The 25,430-nt window shown below is 72.8% G+C and carries 22 protein-coding genes; 5 read left to right on the plus strand and 17 right to left on the minus strand.

Annotated features, from left to right (window positions below; translation table 11 throughout):
• Complete coding sequence (locus GA0070619_RS23505; RefSeq protein ID WP_088950063.1) at positions 1 to 453, plus strand: RrF2 family transcriptional regulator; 453 nt, start codon at positions 1 to 3, stop codon at positions 451 to 453.
• Between the two features lie 108 nt (positions 454 to 561).
• Here the strand turns inward: GA0070619_RS23505 and GA0070619_RS23510 are convergent, their stop codons facing one another.
• From GA0070619_RS23510 to GA0070619_RS23540, 7 genes are all read right to left on the minus strand, one after another.
• Entirely contained in the window at positions 562 to 762 is a 201-nt protein-coding gene (locus GA0070619_RS23510) for a hypothetical protein (protein WP_088950064.1), read from the minus strand.
• A 193-nt stretch (positions 763 to 955) separates the two neighbouring features.
• Positions 956 to 2,272: a DEAD/DEAH box helicase gene (locus GA0070619_RS23515; RefSeq protein ID WP_088950065.1), complete on the minus strand. Its 1,317-nt coding sequence runs from the start codon at positions 2,270 to 2,272 to the stop codon at positions 956 to 958.
• A 223-nt stretch (positions 2,273 to 2,495) separates the two neighbouring features.
• Positions 2,496 to 2,699 (minus strand): transcription antiterminator/RNA stability regulator CspE, encoded by a 204-nt coding sequence (gene cspE / locus GA0070619_RS23520; protein WP_007464836.1) that lies wholly within the window; start codon positions 2,697 to 2,699, stop codon positions 2,496 to 2,498.
• Positions 2,700 to 2,925: 226 nt separating this feature from the next.
• On the minus strand, positions 2,926 to 6,330 hold the full coding sequence (locus tag GA0070619_RS23525; RefSeq protein ID WP_088952001.1) for an ATP-dependent helicase: 3,405 nt from the start codon (positions 6,328 to 6,330) through the stop codon (positions 2,926 to 2,928).
• Positions 6,327 to 9,926: an ATP-dependent helicase gene (locus tag GA0070619_RS23530; RefSeq protein WP_088950066.1), complete on the minus strand. Its 3,600-nt coding sequence runs from the start codon at positions 9,924 to 9,926 to the stop codon at positions 6,327 to 6,329. Before GA0070619_RS23530 ends, GA0070619_RS23525 begins: the two co-directional genes overlap by 4 nt.
• 198 nt (positions 9,927 to 10,124) lie before the next feature.
• The gene (locus GA0070619_RS23535; protein ID WP_088950067.1) at positions 10,125 to 10,670 is read right to left on the minus strand and encodes an LOG family protein; all 546 of its coding nucleotides are present in this window, start codon (positions 10,668 to 10,670) and stop codon (positions 10,125 to 10,127) included.
• On the minus strand, positions 10,670 to 11,533 hold the full coding sequence (locus GA0070619_RS23540) for an LOG family protein (RefSeq protein ID WP_088950068.1): 864 nt from the start codon (positions 11,531 to 11,533) through the stop codon (positions 10,670 to 10,672). Before GA0070619_RS23540 ends, GA0070619_RS23535 begins: the two co-directional genes overlap by 1 nt.
• Positions 11,534 to 11,687: 154 nt before the next feature.
• Between GA0070619_RS23540 and GA0070619_RS32550 the strand changes: the two genes are divergently transcribed.
• Positions 11,688 to 11,855 (plus strand): hypothetical protein, encoded by a 168-nt coding sequence (locus GA0070619_RS32550; protein WP_157744075.1) that lies wholly within the window; start codon positions 11,688 to 11,690, stop codon positions 11,853 to 11,855.
• Positions 11,856 to 11,907: 52 nt separating this feature from the next.
• Here GA0070619_RS32550 and dapE read toward each other — a convergent pair whose 3' ends face one another.
• A complete protein-coding gene (gene dapE, locus GA0070619_RS23545; protein WP_088950069.1) occupies positions 11,908 to 12,981 on the minus strand; it encodes a succinyl-diaminopimelate desuccinylase in 1,074 nt (357 codons plus the stop codon).
• 78 nt (positions 12,982 to 13,059) lie between these two features.
• Here dapE and dapD point away from each other — a divergent pair, with 78 nt between their 5' ends.
• Complete coding sequence (gene dapD, locus GA0070619_RS23550) at positions 13,060 to 14,019, plus strand: 2,3,4,5-tetrahydropyridine-2,6-dicarboxylate N-succinyltransferase (RefSeq protein WP_088950070.1); 960 nt, start codon at positions 13,060 to 13,062, stop codon at positions 14,017 to 14,019.
• Between the two features lie 51 nt (positions 14,020 to 14,070).
• Here dapD and GA0070619_RS23555 read toward each other — a convergent pair whose 3' ends face one another.
• Positions 14,071 to 17,430: a S8 family serine peptidase gene (locus GA0070619_RS23555; protein WP_231927138.1), complete on the minus strand. Its 3,360-nt coding sequence runs from the start codon at positions 17,428 to 17,430 to the stop codon at positions 14,071 to 14,073.
• 137 nt (positions 17,431 to 17,567) lie between these two features.
• Here GA0070619_RS23555 and GA0070619_RS23560 point away from each other — a divergent pair, with 137 nt between their 5' ends.
• A complete protein-coding gene (locus GA0070619_RS23560) occupies positions 17,568 to 18,125 on the plus strand; it encodes a sugar O-acetyltransferase (RefSeq protein ID WP_088952003.1) in 558 nt (185 codons plus the stop codon).
• Positions 18,126 to 18,191: 66 nt separating this feature from the next.
• Here GA0070619_RS23560 and GA0070619_RS23565 read toward each other — a convergent pair whose 3' ends face one another.
• Genes GA0070619_RS23565 through fdxA form a run of 5 tightly spaced genes read right to left on the minus strand, consistent with a single transcriptional unit; the run spans position 18,192 to position 21,974 of the window.
• Positions 18,192 to 18,839 carry a nucleoside/nucleotide kinase family protein gene (locus tag GA0070619_RS23565; protein WP_088950071.1) on the minus strand — a complete coding sequence of 216 codons (648 nt, stop codon included), beginning with the start codon at positions 18,837 to 18,839 and terminating at the stop codon, positions 18,192 to 18,194.
• Complete coding sequence (locus tag GA0070619_RS23570) at positions 18,839 to 19,489, minus strand: SIMPL domain-containing protein (protein ID WP_088950072.1); 651 nt, start codon at positions 19,487 to 19,489, stop codon at positions 18,839 to 18,841. The genes GA0070619_RS23565 and GA0070619_RS23570 overlap by 1 nt, the downstream gene beginning before the upstream one ends.
• Positions 19,490 to 19,499: 10 nt before the next feature.
• A complete protein-coding gene (locus GA0070619_RS23575) occupies positions 19,500 to 20,528 on the minus strand; it encodes a prephenate dehydrogenase (protein ID WP_088952004.1) in 1,029 nt (342 codons plus the stop codon).
• Positions 20,529 to 20,544: 16 nt separating this feature from the next.
• Positions 20,545 to 21,651, minus strand: coding sequence for a succinyldiaminopimelate transaminase (dapC, locus tag GA0070619_RS23580; protein WP_269458590.1), 1,107 nt, complete (start codon positions 21,649 to 21,651; stop codon positions 20,545 to 20,547).
• Positions 21,648 to 21,974 (minus strand): ferredoxin, encoded by a 327-nt coding sequence (fdxA, locus tag GA0070619_RS23585; RefSeq protein ID WP_091422126.1) that lies wholly within the window; start codon positions 21,972 to 21,974, stop codon positions 21,648 to 21,650. Before fdxA ends, dapC begins: the two co-directional genes overlap by 4 nt.
• Before the next feature lie 79 nt (positions 21,975 to 22,053).
• On the opposite strand from fdxA, the gene GA0070619_RS23590 reads away from it, so the two are divergent.
• Complete coding sequence (locus GA0070619_RS23590; RefSeq protein WP_231927139.1) at positions 22,054 to 23,166, plus strand: GNAT family N-acetyltransferase; 1,113 nt, start codon at positions 22,054 to 22,056, stop codon at positions 23,164 to 23,166.
• 303 nt (positions 23,167 to 23,469) lie between these two features.
• On the opposite strand, the gene GA0070619_RS23595 is transcribed toward GA0070619_RS23590, so the two are convergent.
• The 3 genes from GA0070619_RS23595 to mshB form a co-directional block, all read right to left on the minus strand.
• Positions 23,470 to 23,934 carry a hypothetical protein gene (locus tag GA0070619_RS23595; protein WP_088950074.1) on the minus strand — a complete coding sequence of 155 codons (465 nt, stop codon included), beginning with the start codon at positions 23,932 to 23,934 and terminating at the stop codon, positions 23,470 to 23,472.
• 82 nt (positions 23,935 to 24,016) lie between these two features.
• The gene (locus tag GA0070619_RS23600) at positions 24,017 to 24,451 is read right to left on the minus strand and encodes a hypothetical protein (RefSeq protein ID WP_088952006.1); all 435 of its coding nucleotides are present in this window, start codon (positions 24,449 to 24,451) and stop codon (positions 24,017 to 24,019) included.
• Positions 24,452 to 24,468: 17 nt separating this feature from the next.
• Positions 24,469 to 25,395 (minus strand): N-acetyl-1-D-myo-inositol-2-amino-2-deoxy-alpha-D-glucopyranoside deacetylase, encoded by a 927-nt coding sequence (gene mshB / locus GA0070619_RS23605; protein WP_088950075.1) that lies wholly within the window; start codon positions 25,393 to 25,395, stop codon positions 24,469 to 24,471.
• Positions 25,396 to 25,430 lie beyond the last annotated feature (35 nt).

The raw sequence follows: 25,430 nt of genomic DNA on the forward strand, positions 1-25,430 counted from the left end.
GTGTACGTCTCCGCGCGCAGCGACTACGCGCTCCGGGCGATGCTCGCCGTCGCCGCCGCCAGTCGCGGCGGCGGCGGGAGCGGAGGCGGTGAGTTGGTGAAGGCGGCCAGCCTGGCCGAGGTGCAGGACATCCCGCTCAGCTTCCTGCAGGGCATCCTGCTCGACCTGCGCCGAGCCGGTCTGCTGCACAGCCATCGGGGCGCCGACGGCGGGTACGCGCTGACCCGCCCAGCCGACGGGATCACCGTCGGGGACGTGTTACGGGCGGTCGGCGGTTCGCTCACCACGGTGCGCGGCCTGCCGGCCGAGCGCGCCGGCTACCACGGTGTGGCCGCCGGGCTGACCGACGTCTGGCTGGCGGTGCACGGGGCGATCGCCACGGTGGTCGACAGCACCACCCTGGCCGACCTGCTCACCCGCAACTCGACCGACCACGCCCCCACCACCTCGTGAAACGACGGAGGTGATGTGGTCGGGTCGGTGCCCCGCCGACCCGACCACATCACGTACCGATCCTGACCGGGCCTGCCCCTCCGCCGGCACCGGTCGGCCGGTCGCTGCTCAACCCACGTGTGCGACCGCCGGGCCGGAGCCCTGGTCGCCAGGGCCGTGCAGCTCCACCAGACCGGCGGGAGCGTTACCCGCCGGGGTGGCGTGCCAGGGTGCGAAGGCCGCAACCATGGCGAGCAACAGCCCGGCGAGCGCGACCGCGACCACCAGGATCAGTTCGCGTAGTGCACCCGAGCCGGCTTCGCCCGCCATGGTCACCCCTCCCGTGCCGGGCCCCCCGCCCGGCTTTCCCCCGGTGGTCAGCCTTGACCACGGTCAGCCATGACGCAGTCGGCCAGCCGACCGAGCAGAGGCTGATTACCGACTCAGAAGTCTGGCCGGCCAGGGCCGAAGACAGACCGACCCGCCTCGCCGAAGCGGGGCGGGTCGGTCGAGGCGCGGAAGATCAGACGGTACGGGGGCGGCGCGGACGGCGGGACCGACCCGACGCCCGGTGCGTCGGGCGGGCGCCGCCATCGGTGGCAGTGCCACCGACACCGCGTCCCCCACGAGCGGCGGGAGCCGGCGGCGCGACGATGGTCACCGGCACCCCGGACGGCTCACGCGCACCGGTGACCCGGGCCAACGCCTCGCCATCGGAGCGCACCTGGACCGACTCGGGCCGGATGCCGGCGGTGGCCATCAGTCGGGACATGTCCCGACGCTGCTCGGGCAGGACCAGGGTGACCACAGAGCCGGACTCGCCGGCCCGGGCGGTACGGCCGCCCCGGTGCAGGTAGTCCTTCGCCTCGGTCGGCGGGTCCACGTTGACGACCATGTCCAGGCCGTCCACGTGAATGCCCCGAGCCGCGACGTCGGTGGCGACCAGAGCGGTCACCTGGCCGTTGCGGAACTGCTCCAGGATCCGGGTGCGCTGCGGCTGGGACTTGCCGCCGTGCAGTGCGGCCGCGCGTACGCCCTTGGACAGCAACTGACGGGCAAGGCGGTCGGCGCGGTGCTTGGTGCCCATGAACAGGATGGTGCGGCCCTCACGGGCGGCGATCCGGGTCAACGCGTCGGGCTTGTCCAGGGCGTCGACGTGCAGCACGTGGTGGGTCATCGCCGTCACGGTGGCGGTGCCCGGGTCGACCGAGTGGGTGACCGGGTTGCTCAGGAAGCGGCGGACCAGCCGGTCCACACCACCGTCCAGAGTGGCGGAGAAGAGCATCCGCTGGCCCTGCGGCGCGACCTGCTCCAGCAGCTTGGTGACCTGCGGCAGGAAGCCCATGTCGGCCATCTGGTCGGCCTCGTCCAGCACGGTGATCTCGACCTGGTCGAGCCGGGCGTCGCCGCGGTTGATCAGGTCGTGCAGCCGGCCGGGGGTGGCGACAACCACCTCGGCGCCGGCGCGCAGAGCGTCGGCCTGCCGCTGCAACGACAGCCCGCCGACGACGGTGGTGCAGCGCAGCCCGACAGCGCGGGCGTACGGGGCGAGCGCGGTGGTGACCTGCTGGGCCAGCTCACGGGTCGGCACCAGCACCAGGGCGAGCGGGCGACCCGGCCGGGCCTTACGGCCGGCGGTGCGGGACAGCAGCGCAAGCCCGAAGGCGAGGGTCTTGCCGGAGCCGGTACGACCCCGGCCCAGCACGTCGCGGCCGGCGAGCGAGTCGGGCAGCGTCGCCGACTGGATCGGGAACGGCTCGTTGATGCCCTGCGCGGTCAACGCGGTGAGCAGCGCCGGTGCCAGCCCGGTATGAGCGAAAGAAGGAATAACTGTGGTCATGCGGGAGCCTTCCTCGACGCGGCACGTGTCGAGGGAGGGCGCCGAAGTCGGCGCTGTCACCGGCGGCAAAAAGGCAGCCAGGACTCACAAGCACGAACCGATTGGAGTACGGGCCGGCCCGCCACCGGGCCGTCACCTGCGGAGGCAGGCGACGGCGAGGCGGGCCGGTCCCGTCACCGTCACACCCGGAGGGCGCGACAGGTAATGCTGACCGATCCGAAGATCAGAGCGGGCGGATGTTCTCCGCCTGCGGGCCCTTCTGGCCCTGGGTCACCTCGAACTCGACCCGCTGGTTCTCGTCCAGGCTCCGGTAGCCGGAGGACTGGATCGCCGAGAAGTGGGCGAAGACGTCAGCGCCGCCGCCGTCGGGGGTGATGAAGCCGAAGCCCTTGTCAGCGTTGAACCACTTCACGGTGCCAATAGCCATGTGTTTCGTCTCCTTGACGGAACGTCGGACTCGCACTTGTTGCGTGCCCGAAGAGGAGCGCTCCGCGCGGGGATGCGCGAATCGCCTGTCGCTTCTGGTCGCCCCGCCCGGAGAACTCCGGACACAACAAAGAGCGCCTGGGGCCACAATCCCGCCAGGCGCACACAGAGTCTCTGGTAACCAAAACTGCAACCCGGTCAACGTATCATGGTTTTCCCGCCAGCGGTCAAGCTTGGGCGGAATCTTCGGGCAACTGGGCGATCATGGCCGTGAGCCCCGTCACATCCAGCAGATCGGCGGGCCGAACCGTCACGCCGTGCCGGACGTAGTGGAAGGCCGCGCCCACCCGGTCGACCGGCACACCAGCCAGCTCCGCCCAGGCCAACCGGTACACCGCCAACTGCACGGCGGCCACGTCAGCCGCCGGCCCGGTCGGCTGCGCGCCGGTCTTCCAGTCGACCACGTCGAACCGCCCACCCGGTCGGGCGAAGACCGCGTCCATCCGCCCCCGCACCACCACTCCGGCGATCACCGTGGCGAACGGCACCTCCACCTCCACCGGTGACCGGTCGGCCCACTCGCTGGCCAGGAACCGCTCCTGCAACTCGACCAGCGCCTCGTCGGGCGCGGCATCCGCGTCGGCCGCACCGGGCAACTCGTCCAGGTCCAGCAGGCGGTCGGCGCCGAAGCGCTGCTCCAACCAGGCATGGAACGCGGTGCCGCGACGGGCGTACGGGTTGGGCTCGGTCGGCACCGGACGGCGCAGCGTACGGGCCAGCCCGGCCGGATCACGCCGCAACGCCACCAGCTGGGTGACGCTCAACTGCCCGGGCAGGGCCACCTCGACCGCACCGGAGAGCCTGGTCAGCTCGGCCCGTTCGGCCAGCAGCAGATCCGCCTCGCGCTGCCAGCGCGCGACCTCCGGGTCCACCTCCGGCTCGACGGTCACCATCGGCCCGTCCACCACCGAGCCGACCGGCCCGGCGACCACCGAGGCCGGCCCGTCGGTCATCAGGCGACGCACCAACCCGGCCGCCTCGGCCAGTGCCGGCCGGCGACCACCCAACGGGTCGGCCGGCCACTCCGCGCGGAGCACCACCTCGGCCGTCGGGTTCGTCGCATCCGGGGTCGGCTCCGGCGCCCACACGTCGATCAGGTGCCCCGGCCCGCCGTCGAGGCAGGCGTCGTACACCTCACGCAGGAAGACCGACGGACCTCGTGGCCGCTTCGTGCCCTCACCCCACCAGTAGCCGGAGCAGAGCAGCAGCCGGCGCGGCCGGGTGACCGCCACGTACGTCAGCCGGCGTTCCTCCCGCTCGTCGTGGGCCCGCCAGGCGTCGGTGAAGTCGGTCACCGCCCGGGCTACCGCCCGCTGGTCGGCCGCCTCGTCGAGCGCCAGCTCGGGCAACCCGTCGGCGTCGCCGCGCAGCGGGAACGGCAGCACCCCGAGCCCACCCAACCAGTGGTCGGAGTTGCGGACCGGACCCGGCCACAGCCCACGGCTCAGCCCGGCCACGGCCACCACGTCCCACTCCAGGCCCTTGGCGGCGTGCGCGGTGACCACCTGCACCGCGCCCTCCACCACCTCGACTTCGCCCGGCGCCAGACCGCGCTCTTCGTCCTCGGCCGCGGCCAGGTAGGACAGGAAGCCGGAGAGCGTCGCCCCCGGGGTCTCCCCGCTGAAGCGGGCCGCCACGTCCCCCAGGGCGTCCAGGTGACCCCGGGCCAGGCCCGCGTCGCCGGCGCCGTCCCGGCCGGCCCGGACCGCGACCTCCACGTCCAGGCCGATGGTCCGCTCGATGTCCGCGATCAGGTCCGGCAGTGCCTGGTCCAGCCGGTAGCGCAGCAGCGCCAACTCCAGCCCGTACGCGCGCAACCGCGCGAAGCCCTCCGCCGAGTACGCCTGCGCCGGGCCGAGATCGGCCAGCGCCTCCACCAGGGTCGCCTCGTCCAGCAGGTCGGGGCTGATCTCCGAGGTGTCGTCGGCGGCAACCTGTCGCCGGGCGTTGGCGATGGCCCGGGCCCGCTTGTGCAACGCCACCAGGTCACGCGGCCCGATCCGCCAACGGGCGCCGGTGAGCAACCGCAGCAGCGCGGCACCGTCGGTCGGGTCGGCCAGCACCCGCAGCGTGCAGACCACGTCGCGTACCTCGGGGGTGTCCAGCAGGCCACCCAGCCCGACCACCTCGACCGGGAGACCGCGCTCGCGCAGTGCCGACTCGATCGCCGGGATCTGGCTGCGGACGCGCACCAGCACTGCCGTCGTCGGGCGTTGCGCCACCGGGATGTGCTCGGGGGCCGCGCCCGGCATCCGGGCCGCCCCACGCCAGGCCGCGAGCACGCTGTCGGCGAGCCAGTCGGCCTCGTCGGCGTACGTGGGCAGCATCGCGCAGTGCACAGTGCCGCCGGCCGCACCGCCGGGGCTGCGGTGTGGGATCGGGTCCCGGACGGTCAGCGCGGAGCGCAGCTCCGGCACCTGGGCACCCGCCGCACGCAGTGGTGTGGACAGCGCGTTCGCCACCCGGAGGATCTCGGGGCGGTTGCGCCAGCTCGTGGTGAGCCCGAGCGCCTGGGCGGGCTGACCGTCGGCGCGCGCGAACTCGGTGGGGAACCGGTCCAGTGTGCCCGCGCTGGCCCCCCGCCAGCCGTAGATGGACTGGCACGGGTCCCCCACCGCCGTCACCGGGTGCCCGCCACCGAACAACGCGTTGAGCAGCACCACCTGGGCGTGGCTGGTGTCCTGGTACTCGTCGAGCAGCACCACCCGGAAACGGTCCCGCTCGATCTGGCCGACCCCCGGGTGGTCCCGGGCCACCCGGGCCGCCCGGGCGAGCTGGTCGGCGAAGTCCATCGCCTCGAAGTCCTCCTTGCGCCGGGCGTACGCCCGCACCAGCGGCAGCAGGCGCAGCCGGGTCTGCTGGAGGGCGAGCGCCTTGCGCACGTCGGCGTACACCCGGCCCGGCCGGGACTGCACCTCGGCGAAGAACCGGCCGGTCCAGGCCGCCAGCTGGTCCGGTGCGACCAGGTGCTCGTCCAGCTCACCGGCGAGCGCCAGCACCGCGTCGGTGATGGTGCTCGGCATCCGGTCCACCTCGGACATGTCACCGTCGTAGTTGCGCACCAGCAGGTCGACCAACTGCCAGCGGGAGGCCTCGGTGAGCAGCCGGGTGGACGGCTCGTAACCGGCCCGCAGCCCGTGCTCGGTGACGATCCGCCCCGCGTAGGAGTGGTACGTGGAGACGGTGGGTTCACCGGCGAGCGGGTCGTCCAGCGGGTCCCGACCCTGTCGGCCGACGCGGCGGATCAGCTGGTCGAGCCGGGTCCGTACCCGGTGGGCCAGCTCACCGGCCGCCTTCCGGGTGAAGGTCAGCCCGAGGATCTGCTCGGGGCGCACGTACGAGTTGGCCACCAACCAGACCACCCGCGCGGCCATCGTCTCGGTCTTGCCGGACCCGGCGCCCGCGACCACCAGCAACGGCTCCACCGGGGCGGCGATGATCGCGGCCTGCTCCCGGGTGGGCGCCGGCAACCGCAGCAGCTTGGCCAGCTCGACCGGTGTGTAGCGGGGGCCGGAGTCCGCCAGCCGGGGCGTCGGCGCGGGGCCCGCGCCGAACAGGGTGGGCTGGGTCATGGGGTCTCCGGACGTCGGACGGTCGGCGGCTCGACCACCTGGCGCCCCTGCCCGGAGACCGGGCAGCTGGTCCGCACCGGGCAGACCCGGCACTTCGAGTTGGCCACCGCGGCGAACGTGGCGGCTGCCATCGTATCGGCGGTCCGCCGGACCAGCGCGGTCGCCCAGCCGGCCGCCGGCCCCTCACCGGGCGCCGGCTGATTCTGCTCCCGGGCGTCCTTGGCGGAGGTGCCGAGCTGCACCAGCGCAGCACCCCCCGACTCGTCTCCGAACTCGGCGAACGCCCCCGCCTCCACCGCCGCCTGGTAGGCGCCGAGCTGCGGATGCTCGGCAAGCTCGGCGCCGGTGACAGCTGTCGACTTGCCGGTCTTCAGGTCGATCACCACGAGCCGCCCGGCCTCGTCGACCTCCAGCCGGTCCACCCGACCGGTCAGGTCGACCGGCCGGTTCGGGTCGTCCAGGCGGACGGCGAACTCGTGCTCGATCGCGAGCAGCCGACGCGGGTTGGTGGCCAGCCAGCGCAGCAGCTTGTCGACCATCGCCTCGGCGCGTTCACGCTCCGGCCCGGCCATCCACCGGGCCGCCAGCTCGATCGCGTCGAACCGCGCGGCCACGTAGTCGAGCAGCGCGCCCCGGTCGGCGCTGGCGTCCTCGGCGAGCATCGCCGCGGCGTGGACCAGGTTGCCCACCCCCTGCGCCGTGCTGGTCGGGCCGCTGCCACCGTGCCGTTCCAGCAGCCACCGCAGGCTGCACCGCAGGGCGCTCTCCATCGCCGACGGGGTGACCCGCACCGGCTTGCCCTCGTCGACCAGCGGCCGGTCGTCGGAGAGGCCCCGCAAACCCCACCAGTCGTCGGGGTGCGCGCCGGGGACACCGGCGGCGGCGAGCCGGGCCAGCTCGGCCGCCGCGGCGCGCCGCCGGGCCGCCGGGGCAGCCGGGTCGGTGATGGCGGTACGCAGTTCGGCGACCAGCGCCGGCAGGGTGAGCGCCCGGGGTGGACGGGTGACCGGCAGTGCCCCGGGGCGGTCCGGCTCGCCGTCCCCGTCCTCCCCCGTCGCGCCACTGGGGTCGGCGGGCGGCGGGCCGGTGCGCGGCCCGGGTGGCGCGGTGGGTGGACCGGGTGGCGGGGTGGGTGGGGTGGGTGGTGCGGTCGGGCCCAGCTCGTGCAGGAACCGGCTCGGCTGTTCCTCGTGGTCGTCACCGCCGACTGCGGCCGATGCCACGGCACTGACCAGCAGTCGGTGCCGGGCCCGGCTGATGGCCACATGGAAGAGCCGGCGTTCCTCGTCCAGCAACGCCGAGGTCTGACCCACCACGTTCGCAACGGCCGCGCCGCCGGCCGATCGACCCGCCAACACGTCGACGAGGCGCTCCGAGCCGAGCAGGCTGCCGCGCAGTCGCAGGTCCGGCCAGATGCCCTCCTGCACGCCGGCCACCGCGACCAGGTCCCATTCCAGGCCCTTCGCGGCGTGGGCGGTGAGCAGTCGGACCGCCGCGCCCCGGTCGGCGGTCGGGGCGATGGTGTCGGCCGGCAGGTCCTGGGCGAGCACGTGGTCGAGGAAGACCTCGGTGCGGGCACCGGGCAGCCGGTCGGTGAACCGTGCCGCCGCGTCGAAGAGCACCAGCACGGCGTCCAGGTCACGGTCGGCCGCCTCGGCCCGCCGCCGCCGGGCAAGGTCTCCCTCGCCGGCCGCCGGCCGCCCCTGAATGATCGCGCCGGCCCAACGCTCGGCGAGACCACTGGCGTCCCAGACCGCCCAGAGCACGTCCTCGGCGGTCGCCCCTGGTTGGGCGGCGGCATCCCGTGCGGTGGCCAGCAGCCCGGCCACCGCCTGCGCCGGCTCCGCCCAGCGCCGGTCGATGTCGGCCAGCTCCGTCGGATCGCGCAACGCCTCGACGATCAGCTCCCCGGAGGGGCGTCGGTCACCGCCGGCCAGCGCGAGCGCGCGCAGGCCCTGCCGCAGCCGCCGCTCGGCCAGCGGGTCGGCTCCGCCCAGCGGCGAGTGCAGCAGCGCGACCGCCGCCTCCTCGTCCAGGCGGTCTGGTTCGAGCGCGCAGCGCAGCAGGAGCAGCAGTGGCGCGACCGCCGGTTGCAGGTGCAGGGGCAGGTCCTCGCCGTGCACCACGGTGGGTACGCCGGCAGCGTGCAGTGCCCGCCGCAGGGTGGGCAGTTGCAACGCGGTGGACCGCACCAGCACCGCCATCCGCGACCACGGCACGCCGTCGAGCAGGTGGGCCGAGCGCAGCGCGTGGGCCAGCCAGGCCGCCTCGCTGGTCGCCGAGCGGAACGTGTGCACCTCGACCACCCCGGGCGGCGCGTCCGGCAGCGGGTGCAGGCGGCGGTGCGCCGCCGGGCCGCGCAGCCGGCGACCCAGCCGGGCGATCGCCGCGAGCAGACCCGGCCCGGCCCGGTACGACGTGGTCAGCAGCACCTGTGCGGCCGGCGCCCCGGAGGCGGTCCGGAAGCGGTGCGGGAAGGTGGCCACCCCGGCCGGGTCGGCGCCCCGGAAGGCGTACGTGGAGGAATCCGGGTCGGCGAACGCGACAAGTGACTTGCCTCCGCCCGCGATGACCGAGAGCAACTCCACCTGGGCGGGGTCGGTGTCCGCCAGCTCGTCGATATACACGTGGGTGAGGCGGCGGCGCTCGGCGGCCAGCAGCTCCTCGTCGTCGCGCAGCAGCCCGGTGGCCGCCCGGACCAGCTCGGCCGGGTCGTACGCGATGGAGCCCCGGTTGCTGACGTCCCGCAGCGCGAGCACTGCCACGTACTCCCGGAGGAAGCGGGCGGCGGCCGGCCAGTCCTCGCGGCCGAGCTTCTCGCCCAGCCGGGCCAGGTCGACAGGGCCCACGCCCCGCTCGGCGGCACGCATGAGCAGGTCGCGCAGCTGACCGGCGAACGCCCGGGTGCGCAGGGCGGGACGCAGGTCGGTCGGCCAACCGACCGGGTCGTCCTCGGGCTCCTCACCCACCACGTTCAGCAGCTCGCGGATGATCAGATCCTGCTCCGGGCCGGTGAGCAGCCGGGGTGAGGGCTCACCCCGTTCTGCGGCGGCTCGGCGGAGCAACCCGAAGGCGTACGCCGGGAAGGTGCGCACCAGCGGCTCGCGCAGCACCCGGTGGCCGTCCTGGGCGATCCGGGCCTCGATGCGCTGGCGTAGCGCGGTCGCGCCTCGGCGGCCGAAGGTCAGCACCAGGATGTGTTCGGGGTCGACCCCCTCGGCCACCCGGGCGGCGACCGCCTCGACGAGCGTGCTGGTCTTGCCGGTGCCCGGACCGCCGAGCACGAGCATCGGCCCGTCGGTGTGCCCGACCACCTCGGCCTGCACCGGATCGACCCGCCAACCGCCGCCGGCCAGCTCGCGCCCGGCCGCCAGCTCAGCCCCGGCCACACCTGCGGCCCCGGCCACGCCTCCGGGCCCGGCGACCAGCTCAGGCCGTGCAACGCGCCCGGGCCCACCCGTGCGCTCAGGCCCACCCGACTCGCCGCCACCGCCCGTGGGCGTGCTGTTGCCGGCGGGCACGGAAGCGCCGGAAGGCGCTGCCCCGTCCCCCCGCGCCGGCCCCCCGGACCGCCGCACCAACCGGTACGCCTGCATCAGCTCATCCCATCAGACCCGTACGACACCCACCCCAACCCACCCAACCCCCACCCTCCCACCCAACCCCACCACCCCAACCCCACCCCATCCACCTCCGTCGATCATGAAGTTAGCGGCGCGACACGCCGACGGCGGTGACGCTAACTTCATGATCAACGGGGTTAGGGCGGGCGCGCCCGGGGGCAGGGCAGGGGGTCAGGTTAGGCGGGACTCTAGGGCGTTCAGGGCTTCGGGGACCGTGGTGGTCACTGTCAGGAGGTTGCGGCCGGCGGGTTTGAGGAAGTTCTGGTCAGCCAGGGCGTCGAGCCAGTCCAGCAGGGGGCGGTAGAACCCGTCGGTGTCGATCAGCACCATCGGCTTGGTGTGCAGGGCGAGGGTCGCGGTGGTCCAGACCTCGAACAGCTCGTCCAGGGTGCCCAGCCCGCCGGGCAGGGTGAGGAACGCGTCCGACTTCTCGATCATCAGGGTCTTGCGGCTGTCCATCGAGTCGGTCACCAGCAGCTCGTCCGAGGCCAGGTCGGCGACCTCCAGATCGACCAGCGACTGTGGGATCACCCCGACGGTGCGCCCACCGGCGGATCGGGCACCGTCGGCCAGCGCGCCCATCATGCCGACGCAGCCGCCACCACTGACCAGCGTGTGCCCGCGCCGGGCCAGCTCCGCGCCGGTCTCGGCGGCCAGGTCCAACCAGCGCTGGTCGAGGGTGCGGGACGAGGCGCAGAAGACGCAGATCGCCGCCATCAGTTGTCCCGTGGCTGGTCGGCGGCCTGCTCGGCGGCGGCCTGCTGGTCGGCGCCGGTGCGGGCGACGGCCTCGTCACGGACCGCCTCCTGCTCGACGGAGAGCGCGGCCTCCGCCTCGACGATGTGCCGGACGGCGGCGTTGACGTCGTCGGTGAGACAGATCAGTTCCAGGTCGACCGGGCCGATCTTGCCGTCGGCGGCCATCGTGTCGCGCATCCAGTCAAGCAGCCCCTGCCAGTACGCGACCCCCATCAGCACGACCGGGAACCGGGTCACCTTGCCGGTCTGCACCAGCGTGAGCGACTCGAACAGCTCGTCCATCGTGCCGAAGCCACCGGGCAGCACGACGAACGCCTGCGCGTACTTCACGAACATGGTCTTGCGGGCGAAGAAGTAGCGGAAGTCGATGGCGAGGTCGACCCACTCGTTGATGCCCTGCTCGAACGGAAGCTCGATGCCGAGCCCGACGGAGAGCCCACCGGCCTCGCTGGCACCACGGTTGGCGGCCTCCATCACCCCCGGCCCACCCCCGGTGATCACCGCGTAGCCGGCCCGGGCCAGCGCGCCGCCCAACTGCTCGGCCAGCTGGCACTCCGCGCTGTCCGGTCCGCTGCGGGCGGAACCGAACACGCTGACCGCCGGTGGCAGGTCGGCGAGGGTGTCGAAGCCTTCGACGAACTCGGAGAGGATGCGCAGCGCACGCCAGGCGTCCTTGGTCTTCCAGTCGCCCCGCCCACGTGAATCCAGCAATCGCTGGTCGGCGGTGCTGCTCGGAATCGCCCCTCTGCGCAGTGTGACAGCGCCCCGGTGCCGCTCCTGTCCCGGACCGCGACCGGCCTCCCGCCCGTTGTTCTGGCTCATGGGGCAACCGTAGTGGAGCGACACCGGCCGGGTGTGCGGGGCGGGGACGCCGAGAAATAGTTCGGGATCATGGGCAACTATTCGGCTTCCCCGTACGTCTTACTATTCACATACCGGGTATGCCCGGGCGCGCGCCTTCGGGGGAGGAGACAGCGTGATCAGCAACAACGAGATGATCCGGATCCGTCGCCAGATGCAGCGACGGATCCGAGACGTGGTGGCCGAGCGCCGCCGCACCCGCGACCAGGACCCAACCAACGTCTCCCCCGCACCACCCGGAGCTGATCAAGAGGTTTGCGTCGCCGACAACGGGCCAGGCTGACGCAAACCTCTTGATCACCGGAACGACTGGACGCGACGGGGCGACCGGAGGGTCAGGCTGGTGCCAGCCAGCGGTGCAGGGTTGCCGCGCCGTCGCGGATCTTGCTGATCTCGACGTGCTCGTCGGGGTGGTGGGCGAGGTTCGGGTCGCCAGGGCCGAAGTTCAGCGCCGGGATGCCCATGGCCGCGAACCGGGCCACGTCCGTCCAGCCCAGCTTGCCGATCGGCGCGGCACCGACCGCCGCCAGGAACTCCTTCGCCGGGGCCGCCTCCAGCCCGGGGGCAGCGCCCGGCGCGGTGTCGGTCACCACCACCTCGAAGCCGGCGAACACCTCCCGCAGGTGCGCCTCCGCCTCGGCCGGGCTGCGGTCCGGGGCGAACCGGTAGTTGACCTCGACCTCACAGTGGTCGGGGACCACGTTGCCGGCGACCCCACCGTTGATGCGCACCGCGTTCATGCCCTCGCGGTAGTCGCAGCCGTCGATGGTGACCCGGCGCGCCTCGTACGTCTGGAGCCGCCGCAGCACCTCACCGGCGGCGTGGATGGCGTTCACCCCGTGCCAGGAGCGCGCCGAGTGGGCGCGTACACCGGTCGTGGTGACCACCGAGCGCATGGTGCCCTGACAGCCCGCCTCGACGATGCCGTACGTCGGCTCCAGCAGCACCGCGAAGTCCGCCTCCAGCCACTCCGGGAACGCCTGGGCGACGAGGTTGAGCCCGTTGTACCGCGACTCGATCTCCTCAGCCTCGTAGAAGAAGTACGTCACGTCGTAGCGCGGGTTGGGCAGCGTCACCGCCAGGTGCAGCGCGTACGCGGTGCCGGACTTCATGTCGGAGGTGCCGCAGCCGTACATCAGGTCGCCACGCATGGTCGACGGGAAGTTGTTGTTCAGGGGCACCGTGTCGAGGTGCCCGGCCAACACGACGCGCTGCGACCGACCGAGGTCGGTGCGCGCCATCACCGTGTTGCCGTGTCGGTGGGTGGTCAGGTGCGGTACGCCCCGCAGCACCTCTTCGACACAGTCGGCGATCGCCTTCTCGTTGAGGGACACGGACTCTATGTCGACCAGAGCGCGGGTCAGCTGCACCGGATCGGCGAGGACCTCGGGGGTCAGCGGGTTCTCCATGAATCGCACGGTACCTTCAGGTCTGTCAGCGCGAGGAGCGAGCCGAGGTCAGCTCGGCCGTGACCGAGAGGTGTAACAGTGACGTCCGCAGATTCCGCCTGGGGCATCGGCCTGGCCACGGTCACCGCCGACGAGCAGGTGCTCGACACCTGGTACCCGACCGGCAAGCTGGGCCTGGGTGAGCTGCCGCTGGTCTCCGGCGAGGACAAGGCGGACGTGCTCGACCTGCCGCCGGCCGCGCTCGGTGACCGGTCGCTGCCTGGTCTGCGTACCGTCCAGGTGGTCACCGTGATCGGCTCGCTGGACGACCCGATCAAGGACGCGTCCGACGCGTACCTCCGGTTGCACCTGCTCTCGCACCGCCTGGTGCGACCCAACCAGCTCAACCTGGACGGCATCTTCGGCAAGCTGGCCAACGTGGCCTGGACGTCCGCCGGGCCGTGCCCGCCGGAGCGGGTGGACGAGCTGCGGGTGATCGAGCGCGCGGCCGGTCGGCACCTGTCCGTGTACGGGGTGGACAAGTTCCCCCGGATGACGGACTACGTGGTGCCCTCCGGTGTGCGGATCGCCGACGCCGACCGGGTCCGTCTCGGCGCGCACCTGGCCGCCGGCACCACGGTGATGCACGAGGGCTTCGTCAACTTCAACGCCGGCACCGTGGGCACCTCGATGGTGGAGGGGCGCATCGTGCAGGGCGTGCTGGTCGGCGACGGTTCCGACGTCGGCGGCGGCGCCTCGATCATGGGCACGCTCTCCGGTGGTGGCACCGAGAAGGTGAGCATCGGCGAGCGCAGCCTGATCGGCGCGAACGCCGGTGTCGGCATCTCCCTCGGCGACGACTGCGTGGTCGAGGCGGGCTGCTACATCACCGCCGCGTCGAAGATCACTCTGCCGGACGGCCGGGTGGTCAAGGCCCGGGAGCTGTCCGGCGTCGACGGCCTGCTGTTCTGGCGCAACTCGGTGACGGGCGCGTTGGAGGCCCGGCCGCGCACCGGCCGGGGCATCGAGCTGAACGCCGCCCTGCACGCCAACGACTGACGGATCCGCCGGGTCCGCGGCGCTCGGCCGCGGACCCGGACGGGGTACGCCTCAGCGCAACCGGTACGCCTGGATGATCCGTTGGGTCACCGTGTTGCCGGCGGTGTCCCGGGCGGTGGCCCGCAGCGACACGTGGCCGGGGCCGGCCGGGTGCCGCAGCAGCGCCGACCAGCCGTCGGTGGAGGTGCGGACCAGCTTCGCCTTGCTCCAGGTCTTCCCGCCGTCGTACGAGACGTCGACAGCGAGTTTCTCCACCCGGCTGGCCGGAGCGCCGGGCTGCCGCTGCACGCGCACCGGGACTATGAAGCCCTGACCGGCCGGAGCGCTGTTGTCCACCCGCAACGGCGGCGCGAAGCGCACCGCCGACAGGGGCAGTCGGGCCGGCGTCTCACCGGCGACGTGCCTCGACCGGAAGGTCCAGGCGGATTCCACCTCGGTGCTCAGGTCGGTGAAGCTTCGCTTCGACGACGTGACGAGGCGGTAGTCGGCCCTACCCGGCGGCACGGCGAACTCTCCGTAGCCGGCGTACTCGCTCTCGCCGACCAGCTTGCCGTTGCGCCAGAGCCTGGTGTGCTCACTGTCGCTCAGCGAGGCGCCCGGATGCCCGGCCGCGTCGCTGAAGATCGGCACGTCGACCAGGATGGTGTCGCCGACCCGGCTGACGCTCTGGTATGGCCAGCGCGGGTTCGGGAAGGACGGCGAGTACGGCGCCTGGTTCCAGATCTCCTGCACCGTCCGCCCGGCCCGGTAGGCGGTGGGGACGGAGAAGAGCGCCGCCTGCGCGTTCAACCAGCCTTCCTCGTCCCGCTTTCCGAAGTCGATCTCGGACTCCCACTTCACGCCCTTGGTGTTGTAGTACTCGACCCGCTGGCCGGGCACGACGGTGGGCAGGACCAGCGCGGAATAGCCGACGTTGTACTCCAACTCGGGGATCACGATCCGCTCGGCCTCGATGCCCGGGTCGCCACCACGGAACCGGTGCACGACGGTGGCCAGGTCCCGTCGGGAGTAGTCACGGACGAACCCTGTGGGCATCCTGCCGGGGACCGCTTCGGCCAACGCGTACAGGTACGGGCTGTTGGCCGTCTCCGCCGGGGTCCACTGGCTGCTGACGGTGGCGACGAACTTGTCGGCGGAGACCGGCTTGCCGATCTGACCGCTGCTCAGGCCAGTGAACGTCTCCGCCCAGAGCCCGACGCCGTACCCACTGCCGTCGTCAGCCGTGAAGTTGCCGCTGAGGTCGATCAGTTGCGGGACGGCGGTCCGGTCCGGAACGGTCGTCCGCACCGGCTTGGCCTGGCGGGCGTCCACGACGATGCGGGTGTCCCGTTCGATGGTCAGTGCGGGCTGCACCAACAGGGACATCCCGGGCTGCTCATCGTCCGGTCCGGGCTCGAAGACGAGGCCACTCAGGCCGTAGTGCCCCTTGGGCACCCGCACGGTGGCCACACCGTCGGAACTGACGAGGTCCCAGGAGCCATAGGTGTCCATCCCGAGCAGGAGGGTCCAGTGGTCGGCAGTGCGCGCGCCGGCGCGGTTCAGGTGCTCCACGGTGAGCGTGTAGCTCTCCACCTCCCGGTTCACGGCCAGCGGGGTGACCGCGACCGCCGCACCGGCCCGGGCCACGATCCGCCCGGTCCAGTAACCGTCGGCGTCGCCGAGCCGGGTGTCCGTGGTGACGGTCGTGGCGGCCGTGCCGCCCGCCGGCACTGTGAGTTGGCTGGCGCCCAGGACGAACAGGCCGGCCGGCAGCGCCCGGCCGCCGGGGCCGGCGCCCTCGATGCTGAGGTCCACGGTGACCGGGGCCGGACCGTCGTTGCGCCAGGTCACCGTACGGGTGATCGGGGCATCGTCACCGTGCGGCCAGAGGGTACGACCGAACGAGACGCTCACCGGGTCGGAAGTGAGCTGCTGGGTGATCGCGTGTGCGACGTCGACCCGCCCGGCACCCTGCTGGTACGCGGTCTGGTCCGGGTGTGGCTTGGCGGCGGCCATCAGGGTGGCCTTGAGCCGGTCGGCCCGCCATCCCGGGTGCTGCTGAGCCAGCAGCGCGGCCGACCCGGCCACGTGCGGGGTGGCCATCGAGGTGCCGGAGAGGGTGACGTAGCGGTCCCCCACCGGGTCGCCGATGACGCCGTTGGCGGACCGCGCGGCGACGATGTCGACGCCCGGCGCGGTGATGTCCGGCTTCAACGCGTCGTCGCCGACTCGCGGTCCCCGGCTGGAGAAGTCGGCCAACTCGTCGTCGCGGTCCACCGCACCCACGGCGAGCCCGGCGTCGGCGCTGGCCGGTGAGCCGACCGAACCGTCCGAGCCGTCGTTGCCGGCGGCGAGGACGAACAGCGTGCCGGTCTGCGCGGTCAGGGTCTGCACGGCCTCCTCGACCGGGTCGACCTCCGGGGTGTCCCAGCCGCTGAGGCTCATGTTGACCACTGCGGCCTTCTTCTCCACCGCGGCCCACTGCATGCCGGCGAGGATCGCCGAGTCGGTGCAGCCCGCGTCCTCACAGACCTTGCCGTCCAGCAGCGTCGCGTCCGGCGCCACACCCCGGTACTTGCCGCCGGAGGCGGCGCCGGTGCCCGCGATGGTCGAGGCCACGTGGGTGCCGTGGCCGACCGTGTCCCGGGCGTCGGCGACCTCGGTGAAGTTGCGCGCCTCGGCCACCTTGCCGGCCAGGTCCGGGTGGGTCGCGTCGACGCCGGTGTCCAGCACCGCGACGGACACTCCCGCGCCGGTGAAACCGGCCGCCCAGGCCGCGGGCGCGCCGATCTGCGGCACGCTGTGGTCGAGGGTCACCCGTCGATGGCCGTCCAGCCAGATCCGCTCGACGCCCCCCGCCGCGTCGAGCCGGGCCCCAGCGGGACCAGTGGTGACCGTCTCCCAGACGGCGTCGAGGGAAGACTTGTCGCTGCTCAGGGCGGCGCCGCCGATCACCGGCAGGTCGCGGGTCACCCTCGTGCCAGGCAGAGCGGCCGTGGCACGCCGGGCGGCGCCCGTCGAGCCGTACGCCACCAGCAGCGGCAGGGTCTTGCGGTGGGCGTCGTCGTAACCCGCCTCGACCAGGCCGGTGACGTCGAAGAGTCGCCGGTCCACCCGGCCCGAGCGCAGCAACGGCAGCGCGTCCGTCGGTGTCACAGTGAGTCGACCCCGCTCGCGCTGAACCAGGAACTGCACGTCCTCGCGGCCGGCACCGCGCCGGACCGAGGCGCCTGAGGCGGTGACGGTGACCCGGTCACCGGTGATCAGCGTGACGGTGACCGAGCGGTTGGCGGTGGGTCCACCCGGAGTGGACTGTTGGTCGGTGCCACCCGGTGGGGCGGGCACGGCGGCTGCGGCTGAGACGGGAGCCGGCGCGGAGAGCGCCAGCGTGAACACGAGGCCGAGGGCGGCCAATCTTCTTCCCTGGTGCAACGGATCCTCCTCGTCAAGCGTCTTGATGGATGAGAGTCACATTGACAACCCAGAATTGCATACCGGGTATGCAGAATGAAGTCCTAAAAATGACGGACCCGCCACGAGCCGACGAACCGGGCCGGCATGATCGGGCGGTGACCTCCATGAAGGACAAGATGCTCGCCGGCGAGCCATACATCGCCGACGATCCCGAGATCATCGCCGACCTGGACCGCGCCGCCCGACTGATGGAGCGCTTCAACACCAGTCCCGCGGCCGATCCACAGGCCCGGATCGCGGCACTGGGGGAACTCCTCGGCGAACTGGGCGAGGACACCTGGATCCGCCCGCCGTTCTACTGCGACTACGGCTGGCAGATCCGGATCGGGCCCCGTAGCTTCGTCAACTACCAGTGCGTCTTCCTCGACGTCGCACCGATCACCATCGGTGCCGACGTCCAGATCGGACCGAACGTCCAACTGCTGACCCCGACGCATCCGGTCGAGCCCGGTCCGCGACGGGACAAGTGGGAGGCCGCCAAGCCGATCACCATCGGCGACAACGTCTGGCTCGGCGGTGGCGCGATCGTGCTGGCCGGCGTGACGATCGGCGCGAACACCGTCGTCGGCGCGGGCGCGGTGGTCACCCGGGACCTACCGGCCAACGTGGTCGCGGTCGGCAACCCGGCCCGGCCGGTTCGCGAACTGGACTGACTGCGGCGGCCCTCGACGGGCCGGTCAAGCCGAGTCCGGCCCGGACGACCCGGCCGCGCCGACCGGTCAGGCCGCCGGGGGCTCCGACAGGCGGACCACGAGATCGGCCCGGTCGGCGGTGGGGGTGATGAGGGCCGCGTTCGACTCGTCGCTGCCGAACGCCCAGGCCCGCGCCTGCTCCGGTGATCGACCGTACGCCTCGTGCCGGGCCGTCAACCGGCGCTGGCGCAGCTCGGCGTCCAGGTCCAGGAACCACGCCTCGTGCAGCAGCGGCCGGATCTCCTGCCACGGGTAGTCCGGCAGCAGCAGGTAGTTGCCCTCGGTCACCACCAGCCGCACCGACGGCGGCACCTCGATCGCCCCGGCCACCGGTTCCTCCAGCTCACGCCGGAACTCCGGCGCATAGACCGAGGTCGGCTCCAGGCGGTGTAACCGGCGCAGCATCGAGACGAAGCCATTGGCGTCGAAGGTGTCCACCGCGCCCTTACGGTCGGCGCGGCCCAGCCGGACCAGCTGCGACTGGGCCAGGTGGAAGCCGTCCATCGGCACCAGGCAGGCGGTCGGCCCGACCTCGCGCACGATCAACTCGGCCAGCGTGGACTTGCCGGCACCCGGCGCCCCGGCGATGCCGAGCAGTTGCCGTGGGCCGGCCTCGGCCAGCACCAACGCCCGTCCCACCAGCTCGTCGACGGACAGCACCTCGGCCGGCGGCATCAGTCGAGAACCGGATCGCTGATGGTGAACCGCGCCTGCACCGCCGCCTGCACGGTCTGCGGCTGCGGGTCCAGCTCAAGCTCCGGCGGGCCACCACCCGCGCCGCCACCCCCGGCGAACGCCGCCCGGGCGAACATCGGCCGGTCCGCCGGGCCGGTGTCGGCCAGCTCGATCAGAGCGGTGACCCGGGCGCCGAGCGCCTCCGCGTACTCCCGGGCCCGCAGCAGTGCGTCGCGGATCGCGGCGTGTCGCGCCTCGCGGTGCACGGGGCTGTCCGGACGAAGCTCCCACCACGGACCGCTCACCGAGACCTGGTCCTGGTCGGCCAGCCGGAGCATCAGCTCACCGAGGGCGGTGAAGTCGGTGACCGTGACCGTCGTGGTGACGCTGCCCAGCCATCCCACCACACGCTCGCCGGAGCGCTTGGTCTGCGGCCGGACCCACAGGTCGCCGGTCTCCCGCCGGGCCACCGCCGGCTCGGAACCGTCCAACAGCACCCGGACGGCGGCGGCCCGCTCGGCGAGCTGAGTCAACGTCGCCTCCCGATCCCGACCACGGGCCGTCACCGTGACAGCGAACCGGGCCAGCTCGGGCGGCACCTCCCGGGTCACCTCGCCGCGCACCTGCACCACCGGGCCGTCCATCGCCATGCCTGTCAGCCTAGTCAGCCACGGGAAGCCACGCGGTGTAGGAAACCGTCCCGGAGCCGACCTGACACCCGGTCAGGTGCCCGCCGACGTCGCCCAACCCGCGCAGCCAGGTCACCTCGGCATCGTGGTCGCCGTCGACAGCGAACTCCCGGGTCTGACCGGCCAACCGCCGACCCGACAGCGCCGACCGGGCCGCTCTCGCCTCCGCGTACCGGGCGATGAGCGCGGGCGCGTCGCCGGCCCGAAGGGCGGCGGCCAGCCCGTCCAGGAAGGCGCGGACCTCGTCCAGCTCGTGCAGGACCCGGTCGCGGTTGCCGAGCAGCATGTTCGCGGTCCGCTCCGCCGGTGTGCCGGCGACCCGCGTGCCGTCGGAGAAACTGCCCGCCGCCAGCGTCAGCACCGCGTCGCGCAGCGGCGCCCGCTGCGTCGCCCCGGCCAGCGCGCCGGCCAGCAGGTGCGGCACGTGCGAGGCGAGCGCAGCCGCCGAGTCGTGTGCCGACGCGGACATCGGCACGACCCGGGCTTCGAACAGCTCCACCAGCAGCCCGGTCAGCCAGCGGAAGGCGTCGGTCGCGGTGCCCGGCGCCGGGCAGAGCACCCAGGCGGCACCCGCCAGCAGGGTCGGCGAGGCGGCGGTCAGACCGGCGGACTCCGCACCGGCCATGGGGTGCCCGGGGACGAACCGGTCGGTGAGCCCGAGTCGGTCGGCCGCCTCCGCCACCTCGACCTTGGTGCTGCCGACGTCGGTGAGCACACAGCCGGGCGCGGTCAGCTCGGCCACCAGGGCCAGGGTGCCCGCAAGAGTGGGCAGCGGGCCGCAGAGGAACACCACGTCCCGCCCGGCCACAGCCTGCTCGATCGTGGCCGGGGCGACCACTCCCCGGTCCTGGGCCCGCTCCCGGGTCGCCGGGTCGGGATCCCATCCGACGACGTCCAGGCCGGCCTCGGCCAGGCGCAACAGCACCGAGCCGCCGATCAGGCCCGTACCGATCACCGCCGCCCGCACCCCGGCGTACCGCCCGGTCGTGCCGTCGGTCATCGCCGGCCGCCCGGGGTCAGGCCCGCAGCCGGCCGGCGACCGCCGCGACATGCTCGTCGGACTCGGTCAGCGCAACGCGGACGTGCTGCCCGGCGGTAGGGCCGTAGAAGATGCCGGCGGCGACCAGGATGCCCCGCCGAGCCAGCCAGTCGACCGTGTCCCAGCAGTCCTCACCTCGGGTGAGCCAGAGGTAGAGACCCGCCTCGGAGTGCTCGACGGTGAACCCAGCACCGGTGAACGCGGCCGCGAGCACCTCTCGCCGGGCACGGTAGCGCTCCCGCTGCTCCTCGGCGTGTCGCTCGTCCTCCAGTGCCGCCACCATCGCCGCCTGCACGGGTGCGGGCACGATCATGCCGGCGTGCTTGCGGACCTTCAGCAGCTCGGCGACGAGCGCCGGGTCACCGGCGACGAAACCGGCCCGGTAGCCGGCCAGGTTGGAACGCTTGGACAGCGAGTGCACAGCGAGCACCCCGGCGTAGCTGCCGCCGCTGACCTGCGGGGACAGCACCGAGACCGGCTCGGCCGACCAGCCCAGCGGCAGGTAGCACTCGTCGCTGGCGACCACCGCGCCGCGTTCCCGCGCCCAGTCGACCACCTTCTTGAGGTGCGCCGCGGGCAGCACCCGACCGGTCGGGTTGCCGGGCGAGTTGACCCAGACCAACCGGACCCGCGAGGTCGGCCCGACCGAGGTGAGCGAGTCGGTACGAACGACGGTGGCACCGGCCAGCCGGGCCCCGTCCTCGTAGGTGGGGTACGCGATCGACGGCACCACCACCACGTCACCCGGGCCGATGCCGAGCAGGGTGGGCAGCCAGGCGACCAGCTCCTTCGAGCCGATGGTCGGCAGCACACCGAGACGGTCGACGCTGGCGCCACAGGCCCGGGACACCCACGCCGCGATCGCGGCCCGCAGCGCCGGCGTGCCGGCGGTCAGCGGGTAACCGGGAGCGTCGGACGCGTCAGCCAACGCCCGGCGGATCACCTCGGGCACCGGGTCGACCGGCGTACCCATGGAGAGGTTGATCAGGCCCTCCGGATGCGCCGCGGCCAGGGTGGCCGCGGCGTCCAGGGTGTCCCAGGTGAACTCGGGCAGCCGCGACGAGACCGGCGCGGGCCGGTTCAGTGGCCCTCGCCGCGCGGCGGCTGCGCGGCGACGAAGGTGGCGTCCTTCTCCACCTTGCCGATCTTCGAGGCACCACCGGGCGAGCCCAGCTCCTCGAAGAACTCGTAGTTGGCGCCGGTGTAGTCCTTCCACTGCTCCGGGACGTCGTCCTCGTAGAAGATCGCCTCCACGGGGCAGACGGGCTCACAGGCACCACAGTCGACGCACTCGTCGGGGTGGATGTAGAGCATCCGATTGCCCTCGTAAATGCAGTCGACCGGGCACTCCTCGATGCATGCCTTGTCGAGCACATCCACGCACGGCTCGGCGATGATGTAGGTCACCGGTCTTCTCCTCCGCAAGACACGTCGCGATCTCCCGCGACGGTAAGAGCCTAGTATCTCGCCGGGGAGGGGGTCGATCGTGCTCCGACAGCAGGATGTGGGACACCGGATCGTGGTTCGCCGGATTGTGGGGATTCGCGAAGGTCGGCCGCTATTCTCCGATGCTCTCGGCGAGCTGGTGGAGCTGAGCGAGACTCATCTCACGCTGGCCACGGCGCACGGCCCGCTGCGGGTCCCGGTGACACAGGTCCACCGCGCCAAGCGGGTGCCACCGACCCGTCGGCCGACCGCGGCAGCAGTGGTGGCGCTGGAACGCGCCGCCGACGAGGCCTGGCCGGCACCAACGCGGGGCCGCATCGGTGACTGGCTGCTCCGCTCGGCGGACGGCTGGACCGGGCGGGCCAACTCGGCGCTGCCGATCGGCGACCCGGACCGCCCGTTGGCCGCCGCCGTGGACGAGGTCGAGCGCTGGTACGCCGAGCAGGGCCAACCCGCGATGATCAACACGCCGCTCCCGCTCGCCGCACCGGTGGGCACCGAGCTGGACGCCCGTGGCTGGACCGCCCGCCCGCCGACACTGGTGCAGACCGCGCCACTCCCCCTGCCTGCGCCGTCGTCCGTCGACACCCCACCCGCTGCCGGGCGCGTCGACCTGGCCGATGGGCAGGCCGGCGCCGCTGGTGGGCAGGCCGGCGCCGCTGGTGGCCAGGCTGGCCTGGCTGGTGGGGAGGCCGGGCTGGCGGGTGGGCAAGCCGACGCCGCTGCTGGGCAGGCTGGCCGGTGGGAAAGTGTGGTCGTTGAGCTGGCCACCGCGCCGAGCGAGGGGTGGCTGGCCGTCGCCGCCGGCCGCAAGGGCGGCCTGCCGGACGCCGCCCGGCACGTGCTCACCGCCGTGGACCAGGTCCGCTTCGCCCACGGGTACGTCGACGGCACGCTGGTGGCGGTCGGCCGGGCCACGGTGACCGGCCAGGGGCGCTGGTTGGGCCTCAGCCTGATCGAGGTGTCACCGGAGGCCCGCCGGCAGGGGCTGGCCCGCCAGGTGATCGACGAGCTGGCCGCCTGGGGCGTGTCCGCCGGTGCGACGCGCGCGTTCCTCCAGGTCGAGCAGCACAACAATGCGGCGGTCGCGCTCTACCAACGGCTCGGCTTCGTCACTCACCACACCTACCTGACCCGGGTCGCCCCGCACTGACCCCAACCACCCCTGGCGGCTCGACAGACGCGCCGATCCACTCGGCGTTCGCTGATCCACTCGGCTTTCAGGAAGTCGCGGCATCCACACGCCTCGAACACCGCGACTTCACGAAACCCGAGTCGATCAACGCCCGGACACCGCGACTTCACGGAACCCGAGTCGATCAACGCCCGGACACCGCGACTTCACGGAACCCGAGTCGATCAAGGCGCGCACACCGGACCGGCCCGGCAGGCGGACACCTGCCCGGCCGTACGCCTGACTGGTCGACCGGCCGCCTGGCGGCGCGTGGCGGCAGGGTCAGCGGCGTACGACGCGGCGGGGCTTCGCGGCCTTGACCTCGGCGTACCGCTTGAGCTGTTGCGAGCGGTAGTCACGTCCGAGTGCGATGAGCAGCAGGTAACCGACCAGCACCCCGGCGCCCGCAGCGAGCAGGTAGAGCCAGATCTGGGCGAAGAACGTCGCCGCACCGCCCGCGAACGGGTTGTGACCGACCAGCAGGGGCCCGACCAGCACGGTCAACAGCATCGCGACCAGTACGACGAGGGCCATGTCGGCTCCCCAGCCCGCCAGTGGCCGACGACGAGCCCAGCGGAAGGCGACCACGGCCAGGATCAGCCCGATCACCGCGAACATCGCCAGTGACACCCGGTCGGCTGCGGTGTCGTCACCCTCGAAACCGAACCGGATGATCAGTCGGGCGACCACGTTGACCGCGAACAGTGCTGCAACGAGCACCCCGACGTCACGCCACCGTCTGTCCATCGCAGGACCTCCTGCCGTACGCCCCGTCGCGGGGCCCGCATCTCTGGCAGGAATATTTACCACCCCTACCTGGGTGGCGTCATCAGCCGCCGAGCGTGTGTGGTGGGGCGAGGATCTGCCGGAAGCCCATCACCGCGAAGGTCATGGCACCGGCGACGATCATCGCCAGGCCGACCCAGTTGTCGCCAGCCAGCAGGAGGTCGCCTTCGGTGGTCCGGATGGCGCCCACCGCCATCAGCGCGAACCACGGCACCGCCGGCAGTGCGACAGCCCACCTGCGGCCGACCGCCTCGTACGCGAACCAGCTCAGCGCGATGTTGGCGCCGACCGCGAGAACGGCCGACACGCCGATCAGCTGCCCACCGACGCGGACCGTGGCGAGCAGCAGCTCCAGCACCCCGGTCACCACTGCGGCGATCACCACGACGATCGCGCCGACCAGCCGCAGGCCCAGGTCCAGCAGTCGCGACGGCGGCCCCGCCGGAGGCGGGGTGTCCTGGTCGTCCACGACCGTCATCGACGCGGCGGGCAGGGTCACCGGAGACCAGCCGCCGCGACCGGGGACCGGTCCGGGGCGGTCTCCTCGGGCAGCCCGGCGAAGAGGTCGTCCTCCCAGCCGTACGGCCCGGCGCCCGGGCCCTTCTCGCCGACGGCGAGGGTGAAGAACTCCACGCCCATGAACTCGCCGCCGAAGTTGCCGGCGATCGAGTAGAGCCAGGAGTTGGCCGGGATCTGGGTGGCGTGCGCCCGCATCGCGGTTTCCTTGGCCAGGTGCTGGTCGGTGCCGTCGATGCGGGCGGCGATCTGGGCGTCCGGGGTGCCGAAGGGCAGGTCGGCGATGTCCTCGATGCCGCCGAACGGGTTGTCGGCGGACTCGGCGAAGTGCGCCATGCCGGCCTCCAGCACGCTGAGCGGCATGGCCGTCCAGTAGACCTTGAGCGGGGCGCAGCCCTCGGCGGCGGCCAGCTCGACGGCACGCATCGCCACCCGGTGCGCCTGGATGTGGTCGGGGTGGCCGTAGAAGCCGTTCGGGTCGTACGTGACCAGCACCTGGGGGCGTACCTCTCGCATGATCTCCACGAGATGCCCGGCGGCCTCGTCGAGGTCGGCCTGCCAGAAGGCGCGGGGGTGGTCGTTGGTCGCGAGCCCCATCATCCCGGAGTCGCGGTAGCGGCCGGCGCCGCCGAGGAAGCGGTGGTCGCTGACGCCGAGCGCGGCGCACGCGGCGGCCAGCTCGGCGATCCGGTAGCCGCCGAGCTGGTCGGCCTCGGCGGCGGCGAGCTGGGCCAGCGCGGGCACGTGGATCTCGCCCTCCTCGCCGAGGGTGCAGGTCACCAGCGTGACGTGCGCGCCGTTCGCGACGTAGTGGGCCATCGTCGAGCCGGTGCCGATCGACTCGTCGTCGGGGTGCGCGTGGACCAGCAGCAGGCGGCGGTCGGGCAGCATCGTCACGACGGTCACTCTAACCGGCGTTCTGCTCCGGCCGACGCGGACGC

This window comes from Micromonospora zamorensis, from assembly GCF_900090275.1.
In the GTDB taxonomy this organism is placed as follows: Bacteria; Actinomycetota; Actinomycetes; order Mycobacteriales; family Micromonosporaceae; genus Micromonospora; species Micromonospora zamorensis.